Annotated in this window: 11 protein-coding genes; 9 read left to right on the plus strand and 2 right to left on the minus strand. The window is 40.3% G+C overall.

What is annotated here, in order from left to right:
* The first annotated feature begins 357 nt into the window (after positions 1–357).
* The 6 genes from F6K15_RS33465 to F6K15_RS38830 all read left to right on the plus strand — a co-directional run bounded on the left by F6K15_RS33465 (position 358) and on the right by F6K15_RS38830 (position 14,176).
* On the plus strand, positions 358–2,784 hold the full coding sequence (locus tag F6K15_RS33465) for a caspase family protein (RefSeq protein WP_293069753.1): 2,427 nt from the start codon (positions 358–360) through the stop codon (positions 2,782–2,784).
* Positions 2,785–3,730: 946 nt separating this feature from the next.
* On the plus strand, positions 3,731–8,146 hold the full coding sequence (locus F6K15_RS33470; RefSeq protein ID WP_293069755.1) for a caspase family protein: 4,416 nt from the start codon (positions 3,731–3,733) through the stop codon (positions 8,144–8,146).
* A gap of 550 nt (positions 8,147–8,696) precedes the next feature.
* Positions 8,697–8,987, plus strand: coding sequence for a nucleotidyltransferase family protein (locus F6K15_RS33475; protein ID WP_293069767.1), 291 nt, complete (start codon positions 8,697–8,699; stop codon positions 8,985–8,987).
* A 211-nt stretch (positions 8,988–9,198) separates the two neighbouring features.
* Positions 9,199–13,071, plus strand: coding sequence for a caspase family protein (locus F6K15_RS33480; RefSeq protein ID WP_293069757.1), 3,873 nt, complete (start codon positions 9,199–9,201; stop codon positions 13,069–13,071).
* Positions 13,072–13,648: 577 nt separating this feature from the next.
* Positions 13,649–13,822 (plus strand): transposase family protein, encoded by a 174-nt coding sequence (locus tag F6K15_RS33485; RefSeq protein ID WP_293069759.1) that lies wholly within the window; start codon positions 13,649–13,651, stop codon positions 13,820–13,822.
* A 42-nt stretch (positions 13,823–13,864) separates the two neighbouring features.
* Complete coding sequence (locus F6K15_RS38830) at positions 13,865–14,176, plus strand: hypothetical protein (RefSeq protein ID WP_363269257.1); 312 nt, start codon at positions 13,865–13,867, stop codon at positions 14,174–14,176.
* A 465-nt stretch (positions 14,177–14,641) separates the two neighbouring features.
* Here the strand turns inward: F6K15_RS38830 and F6K15_RS33495 are convergent, their stop codons facing one another.
* A complete protein-coding gene (locus tag F6K15_RS33495; RefSeq protein WP_293069761.1) occupies positions 14,642–14,869 on the minus strand; it encodes a hypothetical protein in 228 nt (75 codons plus the stop codon).
* Between the two features lie 515 nt (positions 14,870–15,384).
* Between F6K15_RS33495 and F6K15_RS33500 the strand changes: the two genes are divergently transcribed.
* Together F6K15_RS33500 and F6K15_RS33505 are read left to right on the plus strand one after the other, a co-directional pair.
* The gene (locus F6K15_RS33500) at positions 15,385–16,677 is read left to right on the plus strand and encodes a hypothetical protein (RefSeq protein WP_293069763.1); all 1,293 of its coding nucleotides are present in this window, start codon (positions 15,385–15,387) and stop codon (positions 16,675–16,677) included.
* 913 nt (positions 16,678–17,590) lie between these two features.
* Complete coding sequence (locus tag F6K15_RS33505; protein ID WP_293069765.1) at positions 17,591–18,451, plus strand: hypothetical protein; 861 nt, start codon at positions 17,591–17,593, stop codon at positions 18,449–18,451.
* 28 nt (positions 18,452–18,479) lie between these two features.
* Here F6K15_RS33505 and tnpA read toward each other — a convergent pair whose 3' ends face one another.
* Positions 18,480–18,716: an IS200/IS605 family transposase gene (gene tnpA / locus F6K15_RS33510; RefSeq protein ID WP_293069769.1), complete on the minus strand. Its 237-nt coding sequence runs from the start codon at positions 18,714–18,716 to the stop codon at positions 18,480–18,482.
* Between the two features lie 170 nt (positions 18,717–18,886).
* Between tnpA and F6K15_RS38835 the strand changes: the two genes are divergently transcribed.
* Positions 18,887–19,012, plus strand: a 126-nt coding sequence (locus tag F6K15_RS38835; RefSeq protein WP_363269260.1) for a transposase, incomplete at its 3' end; no start/stop codon positions are given.

Below are 19,012 nucleotides of genomic sequence, written 5' to 3' on the forward strand. Positions count from 1 at the left end.
GCGCTGCGGGTGGGGAGTAGGGGAGCGGGGAGTAGGGGAGCGGGGGAGTAGGGGAGCGGGGGAGCGGGGGAGCGGGGGAGTAGGGGAGATTAAATAGACATCTCCAATCATCAAAAATCAAATCAATTATCGTGCATAAATTATCAATTATTTCCTCCTACTCCCTATTCCCTCTTTTGGTAGAGATGTCTAGTATTGAGGTAATTTAAGAAATTATCTCAGCATATTCTATGTGAATTAACCGGATTTGAACTGAAATAAAGTAGAAAATATTTTGTTTTTGCTTACGGTTTTTTCAGCTAAACCCCATCCTTAAAAATGAAGTTTCAACAACAAAAAAACACACAGAGGAAGATTATGAATTTAACAACATCAAAGAATTGGTCAATTTTTTCTGTAAGAGCTGTTTTAACTACTGTTATTCATCAGCTTCGATTATTAATCACGCCCAAAGAAAACCCTAGTTTGACCACTAATATTTGGCATTCCGAAACATCCATGGCTTCAGACCGACCAGAAGACCGAGATGATGCAGGCGGTCGAGGAAGTACATCCAGGGATTCAGGCCGACCACCAAACCGAGGCGATGCAGGCGGTCGAGGAAGTACATCCAGGGATTTAGGCCGACCACCAAACCGAGGCGATGCAGGCGGTCGAGGAGAGACATTAAAACAAACCCCAAACTTTCACGCTCTGCTCATCGGAATTGATTTTTATTTCCCTCATAAATTATCTGATGAAAGCTACTACAAAAGCTTGGGGGGTTGTGTTCGAGATATTAATCACGTAGAAGCTTTTCTGAAAAATCGTCTACAAGTACCGCAAACGCAGATTTTGAAGCTAACAGCTTCTAATGTTGAAGGTTCCACTAAACCATCGGAACCTCAAGAAATGTGGCCAACCTATGAAAATATGGTAGCCAAGTTTAAGGAAATTACTGAGAAAGCTCAACCTCAAGACCAAGTCTATATTCACTACTCCGGTCACGGGGGACGTGCACCAACAACTTCTCCCAAGCTCAAAGGAGAAGATGGAATTGACCAGTCGTTAGTTCCCACAGATATTAGTAACCCCGAAACTCGTTATCTCCGCGACCTTGAGTTAGCAGAACTCCTACAAAAGATGGTAGATAAGGGATTAGTGGTTACAGTCGCTCTCGATAGCTGTCACTCTGGCGGTGCCGCGCGCAACATAGGAGATGACTGTGACATTCGTCGTTCAGAAACTGGTGTTGTTGACACCACACCACGACCTACAGACAGTTTAGTCGCATCTGAGGATGAATTGGCTCAAACCTGGAAAAGGTTAGCACAAAACAACCAAAATACTCGCAACGTTACCAGTAGTGGTTGGCTGCCTGAACCCAAAGGTTACACTTTATTAGCTGCTTGTCGAGACAATGAGTCTGCTTTCGAGACAGATTTTGATGGCGAGCGTCATGGAGCACTTACTTACTGGATGTTAAGGTCTTTAGAGAAATTTGGAACAGGAGTTAGTGCCAAAACACTTCATAACCGCGTTTTCGCTAAAGTCCATACTCAGTTTGAGAAACAAACGCCGATGTTGCAGGGAGAGAGCGATCGCTCTTTCTTTGGAAATAATTTAGTCTCTCCCCAGTTCACTGTACCTGTAATACAAGTAGATTTAGAAGAAAATCAGGTTCAGTTGAATGCAGGTCAAGCTCATGGTTTGCGTAAAGGTGCAGAGTTTGCCATCTATCCATCAGGAACCGCAGATTTTACCCAAACCGATCAGCGATTAGCTTTGGTTAAAATTACACAACGCGGTGCGGTAAATTCTTGGGCAACGATTACTCAAATGCTAGGAGAAAACAAGATCGAGGATATTGGAGATGGCGCACCCGCTTTATTACTTTCTCCTAGTGTCAAACTTGTCCGTAAAATCCGTTTGTTATCACCAGAAGAACAAAACCAGCCTTCAGGAATAGATTATCAAGTAGCACTACAAGCTATTGAGTCGGCAATGCCAGAAGGCAAAGGTTGGGTAGAATTAGTATCTGGGGATGAAACTGCTGACTATCAGGTTTCTATCAACAAATTGGGCGAGTATGAGATTTTGGATCGTGCTGGAATACCAATTGCTAATTTGCGACCTGCTTTAGAAGTAAGCAACCCTAATTCCGCAATTAGTGTAGTCAAACGTTTAGTGCATTTGTCTAAATATCACGCCAATATAGACTTGGATAACCACGATCCAATGTCTCCACTCAAAGGGAAGATTGAGGTAGAGTTATTTGCTTTACCAGATGACTTTGAACCTGGAGACCCAGAAGAATTCATCCCATTCAATGATTCGGGCAATGTACCCACTCTTGATGTCGGTCAATTTGCTTGCCTATATATTCGCAACAAATCTTCCCTACCTCTCAATATTACTGTACTGGCAATTCAGCCAGATTGGAGCATCAAGAAATTATACCCAACTGGTGTAGCTTTTCAAACTGTAGATTCTGGAAAGGAAGTCAAGTGGCGGATTAAGACAAGCCTTCCCAATGGCTATCAGGAAGGTACGGATATACTGAAAGTTTTTGCCACAATTGATGGGACGAGCTTTGACTGGCTAGAACTACCTGCATTGGATAAACCAATTCAGCCTAAAAATGCTGGAAAAGCAACTACTCCACTGGCAAAATTCTTGGCAAAATTCTTGGCAAGCGAAGAAGCTCCTCCCACAAAAAATGTCAATTCTGCGGCTTATGCTAGTGAAGAATGGACAACAGAACAGATAAAACTTGTTGTAAAAAAAGGGTTCAATCATGGATAATTGATAATAGATATCTCCGAAAAATATATAGGTTTTTTGCAGGAGTAGGCAACAGGCAACAGCTCCGGAAAGCAACAGGTAAGATATTTTTACGCGCAAAGGCACGAAAAAATATTTTTTAGGGTGAATTTTTCGTATCCTTAGCCTGCTCTAATTAAAAGATTTATTTTCTGGAGATGTCTAATAGACATCTGGTAAAAATCAAAAATAAAATCAATTATTATCCATAAATTATCAATTATTCCCCTCCTGGGAGGGGGAGGGGCTAGGGGTGGGTTGCCTGTTGCCTGTTGCCTGTTGCCTCTTTTGGTGGAGATGTCTAATGGATAATTACCTCTCCCTAAAAGGAAGGAATAAAAGGAAAATTAATTCATTGTTTCTCCACGGCGAGTGAGAGGCTTTAAACCTTAATTATTTGGTAAGCAGTTCAACGTAATTTTGATTTGGGGTGCATCTCAATTTGCTGTTTTTCGTTAAGGATCATCCCAGGTTGGGTAGAACGAAGTGAGATCAAATCCGTTGGCCTCGGAGTAATATAATTCCGTCGATCATCATACAATGGGTAGGGGCGAATGGCATTCGCCCTTACAATATAGATTCTGATCTTTGAATGCTGAATAATATCAAATCCGGTTAAACAGCCATAGAATGGTTGACTCCTCCTGAGTTAACCCACCCCTAACCCCTCCCCTCCTGGGAGGGGAAGTACCGAGGACCGAGTCAGGAGGAGAGAGAATTACAAAGATGAGCGTAGTTATGACGATTGGAGAATTTTTTGATGTTCAATAAAACGGATTTGATATAACACCGATGCTACCGGATTTGATATGAAACCAAACACAACAAAACACAACCCTGAATGTTGGGTTTATCCTACGGAGAAGCTGCGCTAACATTCCGATACCTAACCTACTGAACCCTTTATAAATCAAAGGCAGGTATAAAAATGAATTGGAGTCTAGACCGAACAAATTTTGATCGCAGCATCGCAGTTGTGATCGGCATCAACAATTATCAAAATGGAATTAACCCCCTAAAAACTGCTGTCAATGATGCCATAGCGATCGCCAATCTTTTAGAACAAAAGTACGAGTATCAACGAGTCATTCGCCTATTTCCCGATCACAATGAAGCGACATTGCCTCAACTCAATCAACTCTTATTTGAAACACTACCCAAGGAAATTAAGCCAACACAAGGCGATCGCCTCCTCTTCTACTTTGCCGGACATGGTATTGCCCGTAATAGTGAAGACGGGCCAGCCGGGGCGATTATTCCTCAAGATGGTCACTCAGGAAAGTGGGAGACTTATCTGCCCATGAAAAAGCTGAATGAAGCACTGTCTCAACTGGAATGTCATCATTTATTAGTCGTTTTAGACTGTTGCTTTGCCGGGAATTTTCGCTGGTCAAGTCATCGAAATGTGATTCCAGAATTAGAAACCATTCACCGGGAACATTATGACCGCTTTATCCGGTATCCAGCTTGGCAAGCTATTACCTCCGCTGCTCATAATCAAGAAGCTTTAGACTATACTGATGAGCGCGGAATAGCACCAGATTCTCTGCATTCACCTTTTGCTAAAGCTTTGATTAATGGCTTGAAAGATATGAAAGCCGATTCGACTGGGGATGGGGTAATTACAGCCCCAGAACTTTATCTACATCTGCGCGATAGTTTGATAGGGAAAGATGGCTTGAGTGAATTACAAACTGCTGGACTTTGGCCGTTACAAAAGCATGACCGAGGGGAGTTTATTTTTACTTTGCCTGGTTTTGAACCAAAGAAATTAAAACCAGCTCCAAAACTTAATCCTAAGAACAACCCCTACCGAGGTTTGGAATCATTTGATGAGGAACATAGCGAACTATTTTTCGGTCGAACTGAACTGGTCAAAAAATTACAAGATTTTGTCAAAATTCACTCTCTCACAGTGGTGTTGGGTGCTTCCGGTTCCGGTAAGTCGAGTTTAGTGAAAGCCGGATTAATTCCGAAACTGCGTAAAGAAACCACCGAAGAATGGTATATTTTGCCCCCCATTCGTCCGGGTAAAACTCCCTTACAAGCGTTAAATAATGGGTTGAAAAATGCCAAATTCCCAGAATTAAAGCCACAAAACCCCCAGCATAACCTGGCAAAGAGTATAGAGTTTTGGGCGAAAAATCACCCCCATTCTAAATTATTACTGTTGATTGACCAAAGCGAAGAAATAATTACCCTCTGTCAAAAAGAGGATGAGCGCAAAGAGTTTTTCCAACAGATACTGACAGCAATTGATGCCCATCGGGATAAATTACGAGTAGTCTTAACTCTACGTTCTGACTTTGAACCCCAAATTAGAGATGCAGCCATAGAGTTTATCCCTGAAGACTATCGCCTCAAAAATACTGAGCTAAAAAATCCTTGGCAAAGCGGACGATTTATTGTATCAGCAATGACACGAGGGGAACTGCGAGAAGTCATTGAGAAACCCGCAGAAGTACGGGTGATGTTTTTTGATCCCGAAGAATTGGTAGAACAATTGATTGATGAAGTGGCATATATGCCAGGAGCATTACCTCTGCTTTCTTTTGCCTTGAGTGAACTGTATCTCAAGTATTTAGAGCGACAACGACAGGCAGAAATTAAAGGAGAAATTCTTGAGCGGACAATGATTCAATCAGATTACCAAGACTTAGGAGGAGTAATGCAATCACTCACTAAAAGGGCGGATGAGGAGTATCATTCGCTAGTTAATCAGAATTCGGCTTATAGGCAAGTCATTCGTCATGTTATGTTGCGGATGGTTGCTCTGGGGGGAGGGGAGTTAGCCCGCAGGCGAGTCTCGTTAGTGGAACTAGAATATCCACCCAAGAAAGATGATTTAGTTAAGAAAGTAATTAAGTGTTTCACCGAAGCAAGGTTACTGGTGACAGGAAAAGATGGGGATAGGAATTCCTATGTTGAACCTGCCCATGATGCTTTAGTGCGGGGTTGGAAAAAGTTATTGGAGTGGAAGCAGAAGGATGAGGAAGGTTTAGTTCTACAACGGCGGTTGACTCCAGCAGCAGAGGAGTGGAAAAACCAACAACAGGTAAAGTTTCTTTGGCATAATAACCCTCGTCTGGATTTGTTGAAAAAGGTATCTTTATCTGATGATAACTGGCTGAATCTACTAGAAGCTGAGTTTGTGCAGCGTAGTATTAGAAAAAAACGCAGTAACACAATTGTCCGTTGGAGCATAGCTGGCTCAGTTCTTTTGGGGGCAGTGATTTTCAGTGCTGCCGTTTGGATGCAATGGAGAAACTCTGAACTTAATCAAGCCAATTCTCTCGGTCGCTATTCTTTGTCTCTGTTTGCTCAACATAAAGAAATGGAAGCTTTGGTGGAAGCGATTAGGGCAGGAAAAATCTTACAAAAACACAAGGCAAGAGACCCACAGGTGATTACTGCCCTACAGAAAGTTCTTTATGAAGGCAGAGAACGCAACCGCTTGCAGGGGCACGATCAATTTGTCCGTAGCATCAGTATCAGCCCTGATGGCCATATCTTGGCTTCTAGCAGCGATCATAATGTTGTTTCTAAAAGTAGTGACAACACCATCAAACTCTGGAATCTAGAGACAGGAGAGGTAATCCGCACCTTCCAGGGGCATACTGAATTTGTCACGAGCATCAGTATCAGCCCCGATAGCCAGACCTTGGCTTCTAGCAGTTTTGACAACACCATCAAACTCTGGAATCTAGAGACAGGAGAGTTAATTCGCACCCTCCAGGGGCATGATCAACCTGTCACGAGCATCAGTATCAGCCCCGATAGCCAGACCTTGGCTTCTGGCAGTTTTGACAACACCATCAAACTGTGGAATCTAGAGACAGGGAAGGAAATCCGCACCTTCCAGGGGCATGATGACTCGGTCGATAGCGTCAGTATCAGCCCCGATGGCCAGACCTTGGCTTCTGGTAGTAATGACAACACCATCAAACTGTGGAATCTAGAGACAGGGAAGGAAATCCGCACCCTCCAGGGGCATACTGAATGGGTCAGTAGCGTCAGTTTTAACCCCGATGGCCAGACCTTGGCTTCTGGTAGTAATGACAACACCATCAAACTGTGGAATCTAGAGACAGGGGAGGAAATCCGCACCTTCCAGGGGCATACTGGATGGGTAAGTAGCGTCAGTTTCAGCCCTGATGGCCAGACCTTAGCTTCTGGCAGTTTTGACAACACCATCAAACTCTGGAATCTAGAGACAGGGGAGGAAATCCGCACCTTCCAGGGGCATAATGACGATGTCAGTAGCGTCAGTTTCAGCCCTGATGGCCAGACCTTGGCTTCTGGCAGTCGTGACCAGACCATCAAACTCTGGGACCCTACAGAGGAGGTAATCCGCACCCTCCAGGGGCATAATGACGATGTCAGTAGCGTCAGTTTCAGCCCCGATGGCCAGACTTTGGCTTCTAGTAGTGACAACACCATCAAACTGTGGAATCTAGAGACAGGAGAGATAATCCGCACCCTCCAGGGGCACGATCACTCGGTCTTTAGCATCAGTATCAGCCCCGATGGCCAGACCTTGGCTTCTGGCAGTTTGGACAACACCATCAAACTCTGGAATCTAGAGACAGGAGAGTTAATTCGCACCCTCCAGGGGCATGATAACTCGGTCGAGAGCGTCAGTATCAGCCCCGATGGCCAGACCTTGGCTTCTGGCAGTCGTGACCAGACCATCAAACTCTGGAATCTAGAGACAGGAGAGGTAATCCGCACTCTCCAGGGGCATGATGACTGGGTCTTTAGCGTCAGTATTAGCCCCGATGGCCAAACCTTGGCTTCTGGCGGTGATGACAACACCATTAAACTCTGGAATCTAGAGACAGGAGAGGTAATCCGCACCCTCCAGGGGCATCCTGACGTTGTCCTTAGCGTCAGTATCAGCCCCGATGGCCAGACCTTGGCTTCTGGCAGTTATGACTACACCATCAAACTCTGGAATCTAGAGACAGGAGAGGTAATCCGCACCCTCCAGGGGCATCCTAACATTGTCAATAGTGTCAGTTTCAGCCCCGATGGCCAAACCTTGGCTTCTGGCAGTGATGACAAGACCATTAAACTCTGGAATCTAGAGACAGGGGAGGTAATCCGCACCCTCCAGGGGCATGATGGCGATGTCAATAGCGTCAGTTTCAGCCCCGATGGCCAGACTTTGGCTTCTGGCAGTCGTGACCAGACCATCAAACTCTGGAGTCTAGACTTTAACTTAGATTCTTTAATGGTCAAGAGTTGCGATTGGGCGCGAAACTATTTGGAAAGTAACCCCAATGTTAAAGAGAGCGATCGCCAGCTATGCGACGACTTTAAAACGTCTCAGTTGCCAGAATAAACGCAGAAAATCAGTATAGGGAAAAAATCCTAGTCCCAATTCTCACAAATCTCGATAAACAAGCTGGAGTGGAAGCGATAAGCAATGTTGACATCCTCTCCGGCCTAAAGGCACGGAGATTCCTACTGAGCCGTAGCTCTTCGGCGGGTTGACGCTTCTTAGGCTGCTGCTACTTTGACAGTAGTCTTATGCTTGCCTCCACGTCCGCGCACGAGTTTCCGCAATTCGTAGCTCCTCCGGAGGAGGCGTGCCCCCCGGCAACTGTTAGTACTGTAGCATATATTCAATTTACTTGCAAATAAAAAGTCGCCCGCTTATGGGCGAGGCTTTAAACCCAATTTTTCGGTAATTTTGATACAGCTATCGAACACTTGGAATCTTACCCCTCTTAAATCTGAAACTCGAAAAATTATCCATCAGGAGTTTTAACCATGAAACCAACAAATCTTCCTATTAATTTATCTAAAGAAGAAATTACAGCGCTTTTCAAGCCGATGAACCACATCTTCACTAGCATTACTTTGTAGGGACGTTCCATGGAACGTCCCTACTGTGGTCTACTAATCATGAAAACCGCTGTAAACAATTTTGTGAACGTCACTCAATCCGCAAGTTGTGTTTGTTTGGTTCAGTGTTAAGAGATGATTTTACAACAGAAAGTGATGTTGATGTTTTAGTAGAATTTGAAACCGGTAAAACTCCAGGTTTAGCTATTATTACGATGGAAGATGAGTTGTCAAATATAATAAATCGCCAGAAGGATCGGAACAGGGAACAGTTTAGCATACTAAGTTCGGTAGAACCAATGATGATTAGCGATCGCAGCCCTCGGTTTCTCTAGGCTTGAGAATTCAGTGCGATCGCCATTGCTCTTGATCAGACTTAAGCAGTCCAAAGTAATAGAGAGTTGGTATCCGTATGATTCCTTTAACTTATAGTCAGGACTTACGCAAAGACACTGTGTATAGAGTACAGTAACTATTGTCCAATAGTTATGAGTACTATATATAGCGTATCTGCGTAAGTCCTAATAGTAATTTGGAGCACAAGCAATGAATTGGAGTCTAGACAGAACAAATTTTAATCGCAACATCGCAGTTGTGATCGGCATCAACAATTATCAAAATGGAATTAACCCCCTAAAAACTGCTGTCAATGATGCTAAAGCGATCGCAGACCTGTTAGAACAAGAGTACGAGTATCAGCAAGTCATTCGCCTATTTCCAAATAATCAGGAAGCGACATTGGCACAACTCAATCAACTTTTATTTGAAACCCTGCCCAAGGAAATTAAGCCAACACAAGGCGATCGCCTCCTCTTCTACTTTGCCGGACATGGTATTGCCCGTAATAGTGAAGAAGGGCCAGCCGGAGCAATTATTCCTCAAGATGCTCAGTTAGGAGAGTGGCAGACTTATCTTCCCATGCAGAAGCTGAATGAAGCACTGTCTCAACTGGAATGTCATCATTTATTGGTTGTTTTAGACTGTTGCTTTGCCGGGAATTTTCGCTGGTCGAGTCGTCGAAATGTAATTCCAGCTTTTGAAACCATTCACCGGGAACATTATGACCGCTTTATTCGGTATCCAGCTTGGCAAGCTATCACCTCTGCTGCCCATAATCAAGAAGCCCTAGACTATACTGATGAGCGTGGAATAGCACCAGATTCTCTTCATTCCCCTTTTGCTAGAGCTTTGATTAATGGCTTGAAAGATATGAAAGCAGATTTGACTGGGGATGGGGTAATTACAGCCCCAGAACTTTATCTATATCTGCGGGATAATTTGATGGAGAAAGATGGCTCAAGTGAATTACAAACCGCTGGACTTTGGCCGTTACAAAAGCATGACCGAGGGGAGTTTATTTTTACTTTACCTGGTTTTGTCCGAGAAAAATTAGAACCTGCACCCCCATTAGATGCCTCCAAAAATCCCTACCGAGGTTTGGAATCTTTTGATGAGAAACACAGCCAACTATTTTTCGGTCGAACTGAACTGGTAACAAAGTTACAAGATTTTGTCAAAACTTGTGCTCTGACAGTAGTGTTGGGTGCTTCCGGTTCCGGTAAATCTAGTTTGGTGAAAGCCGGATTAATTCCTAAACTGCGTAAAGAAACCACCGAAGAATGGTATATTTTGCCCCCCATTCGTCCGGGTAAAACTCCCTTACTGGCGTTAAATAATGGATTGAAAGCTCAATTTCCAGAAGTAACAGTCCAAAATACACAGCCAACTCTGGCGAACAGCATTGATGTTTGGGCGAAAAACAACCCCAACTCGAAGTTATTACTGTTGATTGACCAAAGCGAAGAAATTATTACCCTTTGTCAAAAGGAGGATGAGCGTCAGCAGTTTTTCCAACAGATACTGACAGCCATTGATGCCCATCGGGATCAATTACGAGTAGTCTTAACTCTACGTTCTGACTTTGAACCCCAAGTTAGAGATGTCGGCTTCCAATTTATCCCCAAAAACTATAGCGTCGGAAATACAGAATTAAAACATCGTTGGCAAGACGGGCGGTTTATTGTGCCAGCGATGACACGAGGGGAATTGCGAGAAGCCATTGAGAAACCAGCACAAGCACGGGTGATGTTTTTTCAGCCGGAAGAACTGGTCGAACAATTAATTGATGAAGTGGCAGATATGCCTGGAGCATTACCTCTGCTTTCTTTTGCCTTGAGCGAACTATATCTCAAGTATTTAGAGCGACAGTGGGAGGCACAAAACGGAGGGGTAATTATTGAGCGGGCAATGACTCAATCAGATTATCAAGACTTAGGAGGAGTAATGCAATCACTCACTAAAAGGGCAGATGAGGAGTATCAGAAGCTCGTTAATCAGAATTCGGCTTATGGGCAAGTCATTCGTCATATTATGTTGCGGATGGTTGCTCTGGGGGGAGGGGAGTTAGCACGCAGACGAGTCCCATTATCGGAACTAGAATATCCACCCAAGAAAGATGATTTAGTTAAAGAAGTGATTGAGCGTTTTACCAAAGCACGGTTACTAGTGAGAGGAAAAGATGCAGATGGGAATTCCTATGTTGAACCTGCCCATGATGCTTTGGTGCGGGGTTGGCAAAAGTTGTTGATTTGGAAGCAGGAGGATGAGGAAGGTTTAGTTCTACAACGGCGATTGACTCCGGCGGCTGAAGAATGGGATGAGCGCGTAAGAAATAAGCCCAAAGAATCACCAAAAGGGATTTTAGACAAAATTGATCCGGTGTTAGATTGGTTAGATAAACGACTCTGGATTATCGAAAATAGAGTGAATCAAATTCCAACTCAATTGTCTCGACTATTTAGGCGTTCCCACGATCGAAAAAAGCCTTCCAGAGAAAAATCCGTACAGTTTTTAGGGAATGCAGATCCTTATCTTGAGGCATTTGATCAAGCTTTAAACTCTGATGATAACTGGTTGAATCAATTAGAAGCTGAGTTTGTACAACAAAGCATTTGGCAAAGACGCAAAAATGCGAGCTGGCGGTGGCGGATTGCGATCGCAGTTATTCTGGTATTGAGCGGATTGACTACCTGGTCATTAATCAACGTTAGACAATCAACAATTAACCAAATGTTGACTAATAGTGAATCTGCTGAAAAAAATTTGCAGTCTAACCAGCTCATTCTAGATGCTTTAATTAATAGTCTGTCGGCGGTAGATTCCCTTAAAAATCACTGGCTTTTGAAATTTTACCCACCCAAAGAAAATCAGCAAAATCAAGCTATTAGAACACTGCGAAAAGCAGTTTACACTGTTCGGGAATACTACAGACAACAAGGTTTTCCAAGTGGAGTTCGAAATATCTTTTGGGACAAAGATGGTCGTTTACTGATTGTAAGCACTCAAGAGGATGGAACTGTTCAAGTTTGGGATAGACAAGCTCGAAAATTAGCTGAGTTATCCGGAAGTCAGGACTCAATTTGGCAGGTAAGTTTTAGTCCCAATGGTAGCCAGCTTGCTATTGGTACGAAAACAGGTGCTATCCTACTCTGGGATTGGGAAAACCAACAACAAGCAAGGATATTACAACAACGTCAATGCCAAGATTTATGCTGGATTGAAAGTCTTCGTTTTAATTGGGATGGGAGTAAACTTGTGAGCGTAGATGAAGGTATTGCCCGTCAGTGGAATTTGTTGAGTAACCGATATCGAAAGTTCAAAATTCCTCAACACGAAATCCGAACTGCTGGTTTCCAATCCAATGATGAGTTATTACTGGTTACTACCAATTCAGAGAAAAAGGTCAATGTATTTAACTCCTCTTTGCAAAAGTTAAGTGAAAGTCAGCCATTTCCAATGGTAATTGATCGGGTCATCTTCAGTAATAATGGTGAGAAAATAGCTATTATCTATGGACAAGGGAGAAGTGTTGCAGGAAGTGAAAGTTATTTGTGGGACTGGCGGCAAGATTTTCTGACAGACTTACCACCTCGAAATGATTTTATTAATTTTAGCCCGGATGGTAAAAAGCTCGCTACTACAGGTTTTAATGACGGAACAATACGCTTGCAGGATTTAGAAACTGGAAGACCTTTTGAACTTGAAGGACATCAAGGTAATATTGCTAATTTTAATTTTCGCTCTGATGGTCAAGCTCTTGCCAGTGTTAGTGCTGATGGTACTCTCCGGCTCTGGACTTTAGAAAATCAGCAGTTGAGTCAACCACAACTGATCCAAAATAAGGTTAATAGTCTTACTTTTAGCCCGGATGGCAAATTGATAGCAATTCAAGCATCAGGAGATCAGACTATCCGTTTGTTAGATTTATCCGGAAAATTAGTGAAGAAGTTCGATAGGGAATACCCCGTTTTCGAGAGCCTAAGTTTAAGCTCAGACAACAAAAAAATGGCTACCCTAAGCGAAGATGGGACTGTGGGTATATTGAATCTTTCGCTATTGCTCTACCTATCCTCAGAATAATTAGGCTGACTGCACTCTGGTCATGGCGGACGCAGAAAAACTATTTTTCCAGATATTACAGCGGTTTTCTTATGGGTAGACCACAATAGCAGGGAATAGGGGATAGGTATGGAGGCAACAGCTCCGTCAGGCAACAGTGGAAAAAACATTTCCCTGTCTTACGGTTGAGAGCGGTTTGAATTTGGACAAGACCATAGTAGTGATGTTCCATGGAACGCCCCCACAAAGTAATGCTAGTGAAGATGTGCTTGATCAAGAGTGAAAAGCCCTGTAAAGTAATAGACATCTCCAAAATAAAAATTAAGATAAAATTATGGTAGTCTAGTCTCTAAATATAGTCCCAATATGAATCAAGTCTTAGAATATCTTAATAATTATCCAGAACAGACAAAGAGAGTAATTGGTATAACCGATATACAGCCCGCGAAAATTAATAGAAAATGCTCAGAAAAAAGAATTAGAAGTCAAACAAGTAAAAGCTGTTGATGAAAAAAGGTTAATCAAAGCAGGAGGTGGAAGAAAAAAACTATTAAGTAGTCAGGAAGAAATTATATTAACTTTATATTATTTACACAATATGCCGACATTTCAATTGTTAGGGATAAGTTTTGGGGTCAGTGAATCAACGGCCAACAATATATTTCATAACTGGGTAGATATTTTACGGGAACTATTACCAGCAAGCCTCTTGGAACAAGTAAAAAAAAAGAATCAGAAGAATTATGGGTTAAAGAAATATTGCAAGAGCTAAAATTAATCGTAGATAGTACAGAACAAGATAGAGAAAGACCTTGTGACCAACAAAAACAGAAAAAATATTACTCAGGAAAACATGCATAGTCATACATTTAAAAACCAAATAATAATTACAGAGAAAGGTGAAGAAATAGTGGATGTAGTAGTGGGAGAAAGAGGTCCAGAGAGTGATATAAACTTATTGAAGAAACAACAAAAAAAGTTAGATAAAGAACAAAGATTTCAGGGTGATAAAGGAGATCAAGGAGGGGAAAGAGTTGACACACCAAAAAAGAAAAAAAGAAACAAAAAAATGTCAGAAGAAGTCAAGAAAGATCATCAACAAAAAGCTCAAAAAGCGAGTGCTTAATTCGCCGTCGCACGGCGAATGTAAGAAGCACTCAAGAAAAGAATATTTGTGGAACATATAATAAGGCTGATAAAAATCTTTAGAGTGGCCAGAGAAAAATTCAGATTAAAAGAATTTAATTATGAAAAGGTAATTTTAATAATATGTGGTTTAGTCAGACTAAGAATAGGAGCATTAATCTTAGTATAGATTATACTTTTTTGTAGAAAAAAAATAATAAAAAAAGCATACAGATGGGTTAATAATTAACAGTAACTATCTCTAATACTATAAAACAGGTAAAAAATGACTATCATCGAAGAACTAGCGATCACTCCTTGAAAGATAGTTATAGTAAGTGCTTGAGATTTTTTGGAGATGTCTAATGCTAGTTTAGTAGTTCAAATGCTTATTTTTTTTCCTCGCAATGACAGGTTAATAGTCATGGTGCAGCAGTAATATTAAACTAATTTAATAGGATTTAGTTTATTGATTTAAATATTCGGCGTTGGTGATTTGAGGTATGATATCTGTGCAGATAAGAGCGCGATAGAACTTCGTTCCGCTTACGCGACTAAAAAACTTTCTCCTTATACTCAGGGTTTCTTCTTCTTGCTTCCCTCCTGACTCCTGACTCCTGACTCCTAAGTAATTATGATTAGTATCATACCCGCGCTTCACCAACGCCAAATATTCCAGAGTTAGATAAACCACAACTAAAATATCGACCTAGGAGGGAAAAATTAGCAATTAATTCTCAAAACCAATCTCATAGTAAATCATCTCAAGAAAATCCAAAAATTTTCAATCAATTCCAATTTTTTGGCAACATCAGTATTAGCGGAAAAAATAATCCTTTTCGTCCAACAAATAATAGAAGTGGGAAAAAAGCATTTTATTGCTAATTTAGTCTTGAAAAAAACACCAAATGTAATACCAAGTTAGTCAATGTGTATTTTTTTGCACGCTCAGAACAGCAGCAGAATTTTTTGTGACAATTGATACACATTATCGCTCTTGATCCATCAATACATTAATAATAAGAATATGTTGAGGATACAAGCTAATGGTACACTTTTACAACTGGAGTGAAGGCCTGTGATAGAGGTACATAATACAATATCTAAAACTATCCAGTTACAAACCTAACTTTCTAACCAATAATTGATTGGTAGTGTATATTATAACTAATTGCTAATAACGTTATTTTTTGAGAGAGGCAAATTTCTATGAAATCTACAGGAAAAAAATTCATCACTACAAATTCTGATTATCAACAAATCTGTCAAGAAGAACAAAAGATTTATCATCACTTTTTGGAATTGGTTTTAACTGAATCAATCGCTCAAATAATTGATAGATTTCGGATACTATTTATTCAATGCTCTCCATACCAAATTTCCGAAATATCTACAGCACTGAAGAAAATTATACAACTACCTGAATCCGAAGCAAAATTTAACTACATCCTGAATCGTTGCTGTTATATATTGATTAATCATCAGCAACTACCTCAAGACAAAAAAAATGCTTTAAAACAACTGATGAATTTATTTGAGCAAGCAATTGATAAATCTGAGTCTTATTATTACGGTTCTGGCGAAACAAAAAAAATGTTAGAACTTGTCAACTGTTTTACTCATAGTCAAGAATATTTGAGTTTAAAACGGATGGTAGAAGTGATAAATATATCATCTGCAAATAATACTAACGATCCTTTAAATCAACCTTTAAAAATTCTTAATTCCCACTATCCTTATTTATATAAATATTTATTAATGAGTCCAAATAGCAGTAAAGAACATCAACAAGCTATCAGAAAAATGCAAGTCGAAAAACAGCAAAAATACGAAATAGATTTATCACATTATGTTAGTCACCAAGCTAGACTACAACTTAGTCAAGTTAAAAAGTCTACATCTGCTAAAAATCCTACCTTATTGTCTAATGACGAACTATTATTATCTATCAAACAATTTGTGGGTAAAGTAGAAGGTAATGAAACTTATCGAGATTATGCTAAACGGTTTTTAGCTTATACCACAGTTCCCCAATCATATCACCTTTTTAAAGACAGTTTTTATGAATACCTAAGTACATCTTTTGATGTTGAATCTCATCGGATTCAAGTTAAATTTAAGAATAAACTCTACCACTATTTACAAAATATTATGTCTGATAGTGATGAGCAGCTCTTAAATGAATCTTTAATGATGAAGACCTGCAATCAATTATTAAGTTTTTTAATTGTGCATAGTCCAAAGCAGCCACAACATTTCTTTTTTATTAATCTAATTGGTAATTTAGGCCCTGTAATTACAACAGGATTATTACTAAAAATATTATTAGTTTGTCAACAAGTTAGACCTAACTTAGAGAAACGATTTGCATTCTTGTTTAAGCACTACGAATTTTCTACACAAAACAAAGTTCAATGGTTAGTTAAAGTTTTGGAAAATATGCAAATAGCACTCAGTACAAATTTCGGTAGAATTGACCTTTCTTTCTTTCTTTCAAGATAGATCGTTGGTTTTCCAGTACCTATTTTCTGTAGCAAAAATTTTAGTATGTTATATTAATACCAAATTTCAAAAAGTTTGTTATATATCTTTGTAATGAGAAGGTAGGAAGTGGTGAGATGGCAATCAAACATACCATTACTATTCAGAAATGGTCAGGACCTACGCATGAGGTAGGAAAAACTAGGATTTGAGATTGCTTCCCTATCAGTCGCAATGACGAAAATACCTTGCAGGTGCGTAACTCCTAATGGTATAATTTTTATTTATTTTTTCTGCTACACTCCGTATAAACTACTCAGCGATCGCATAGATACCAAATGGGTTCTATAAATTGGTAGTACTGCATAGTAATGGTATACAGCAAAAATTAATAACTGGCACGGGAGCAAGATGCTTCCACTGTTCACCAATATATTCTAAAACTGCTTCTACAATTTCTTCTTTACCTCATTGAAAATTATGATAGAGGCTGGCTTTTTTTTATCCTGTAGCTTCAGATAATCGTGATATTTTTACTTCTTCGTAAACATGGTAGCGGAATCTAAGAATTAATTTATAATTACTTCTTTATTTAAACATAAAACTATTATATTTTTTATATTTATTTAACATTTGAACGAAAGAAAACTTATTTATTTTTACTAAAAATAATAATAATCTCATCTAGATAAGCAGAATATATTTTTTTTAATATTATTTTTATTTTTCGCAAAAATATCTTCTAAATATTCAAATTTTTTATAAAATTAATGTTCCTTTTAATCTTCCTTTAACCAAAATTTATCAATTGTATATACTTCTCTTAAAATAACCATGAAAAAATAACTTATATAAGGTTTTTTAATAGTAATTATCTCTTCAAGATTCAATTACAGGAAACCTTTTTTTGTAGTCCTAAATTGATAGTGTAAATATGGTATTAACGACTCAACCGTCTCAAATGATAGGTCTTAATAGTTATGAGACTCTACCTCTGTTCACTGTTGGCGAAACTATTGGAGATTACACTCCTCCTGGAATTCTAGACGGTCTTGGAGCTTATGAACTTGATGATGATACTATTCGAGTTTTAGCTAACCACGAGTTGAGAAGCAATGTTGGATATGCTTACACTCTAGATAGTGGAGCTGAACTCACTGGTGCCAGGGTCAGCTATTTTGATATAGATAAAAATACCCTGGATGTGGTCGATGCTGGTCTTGCTTATGACACTATTATCAATCGTGATGGTGAAGTAGTAGATGAGGTATCTGACCTAGAATTTGAAGGACTCAATCGTTTCTGCTCTTCTATCTACGTTGAAGGGAACCAGTTTGAAAGTGGTTCGGGTATTGTTGATAACATCTATTTCACAGGAGAAGAAACCTACGGTGGAACTGAGTTTGCATTAGATATTGAAAATAACACCCTTCATGCTATTCCTTGGTTAGGAAGAGCTGCTTGGGAGAATGTGACTCAGTTAGATACAGGAAACTCTGAAGAAGTAGGGATATTGGTAGGAGATGACCGGGAAGCTGCACCTCTACTGTTGTATGTGGGAGAAAAAGATACCAGTGCAGATGCTAGTTTTCTACAACGTAACGGTTTAGCTGATGGTAAACTCTACGTCTGGGTTCCTGATGAAGACTTAGGCGATACTCCAGATAGCGTAGTAGATGATGAGGGGAACCCAGAAGACCCGGATGATTTCCCAGATCCAGCAGGGTTTAATGGAACTGGAAACCTAAAAAATGATGGGAGGAAGTACGCAGCGCCCGTTTTAACGGCTGGTTGAATAACGACACGCGGGTTTTAACCCGGTCTTACTTTCCGGTTTGGTTTTCAATGTACTTCTTAACAGTCTCCGTCGAAGCATTTCCTGTTGTGGCACAGAAAAAGCTAGGGGTCCAAAGTGTGGGTAATTTTAGCAATCTAGGAAATTCTTTTCTCAAATGATGCGAAGCCCTACCTTTGATGCGCTTAATTATTACTGACGGCGCAAAAGTTGGGTCAACTTCTAAAAATAAATGTACATGGTCTGGCATTATCTCTAGAGCTATTAGAGCTGATTCATTAAGAAAATCTAAAGAAAGCTACATAAGAGTGAAACATAGTTTTATGATCAATGAGATTCTGGATATAATTGTGACTAATAAGCCGTATCGCAGGTATACGGCTAAAGCCACGCTCCGCGAACGCTAACCCTCAACGTAAGCCATACCCAAGTGCTCTGAGTGATTTAGAGTGGGAAATACTCAAGCCTTTGCTACCTAAACCAAAAGGGTTTGGTCATCCCATTGAAGTGGATTTAAGAGAGATTATCAACGGCGTATTTTATGTACAACGGACTGGATGT

Source organism: Okeania sp. SIO2B3, from assembly GCF_010672525.1.
Lineage (GTDB): Bacteria > Cyanobacteriota > Cyanobacteriia > Cyanobacteriales > Microcoleaceae > Okeania.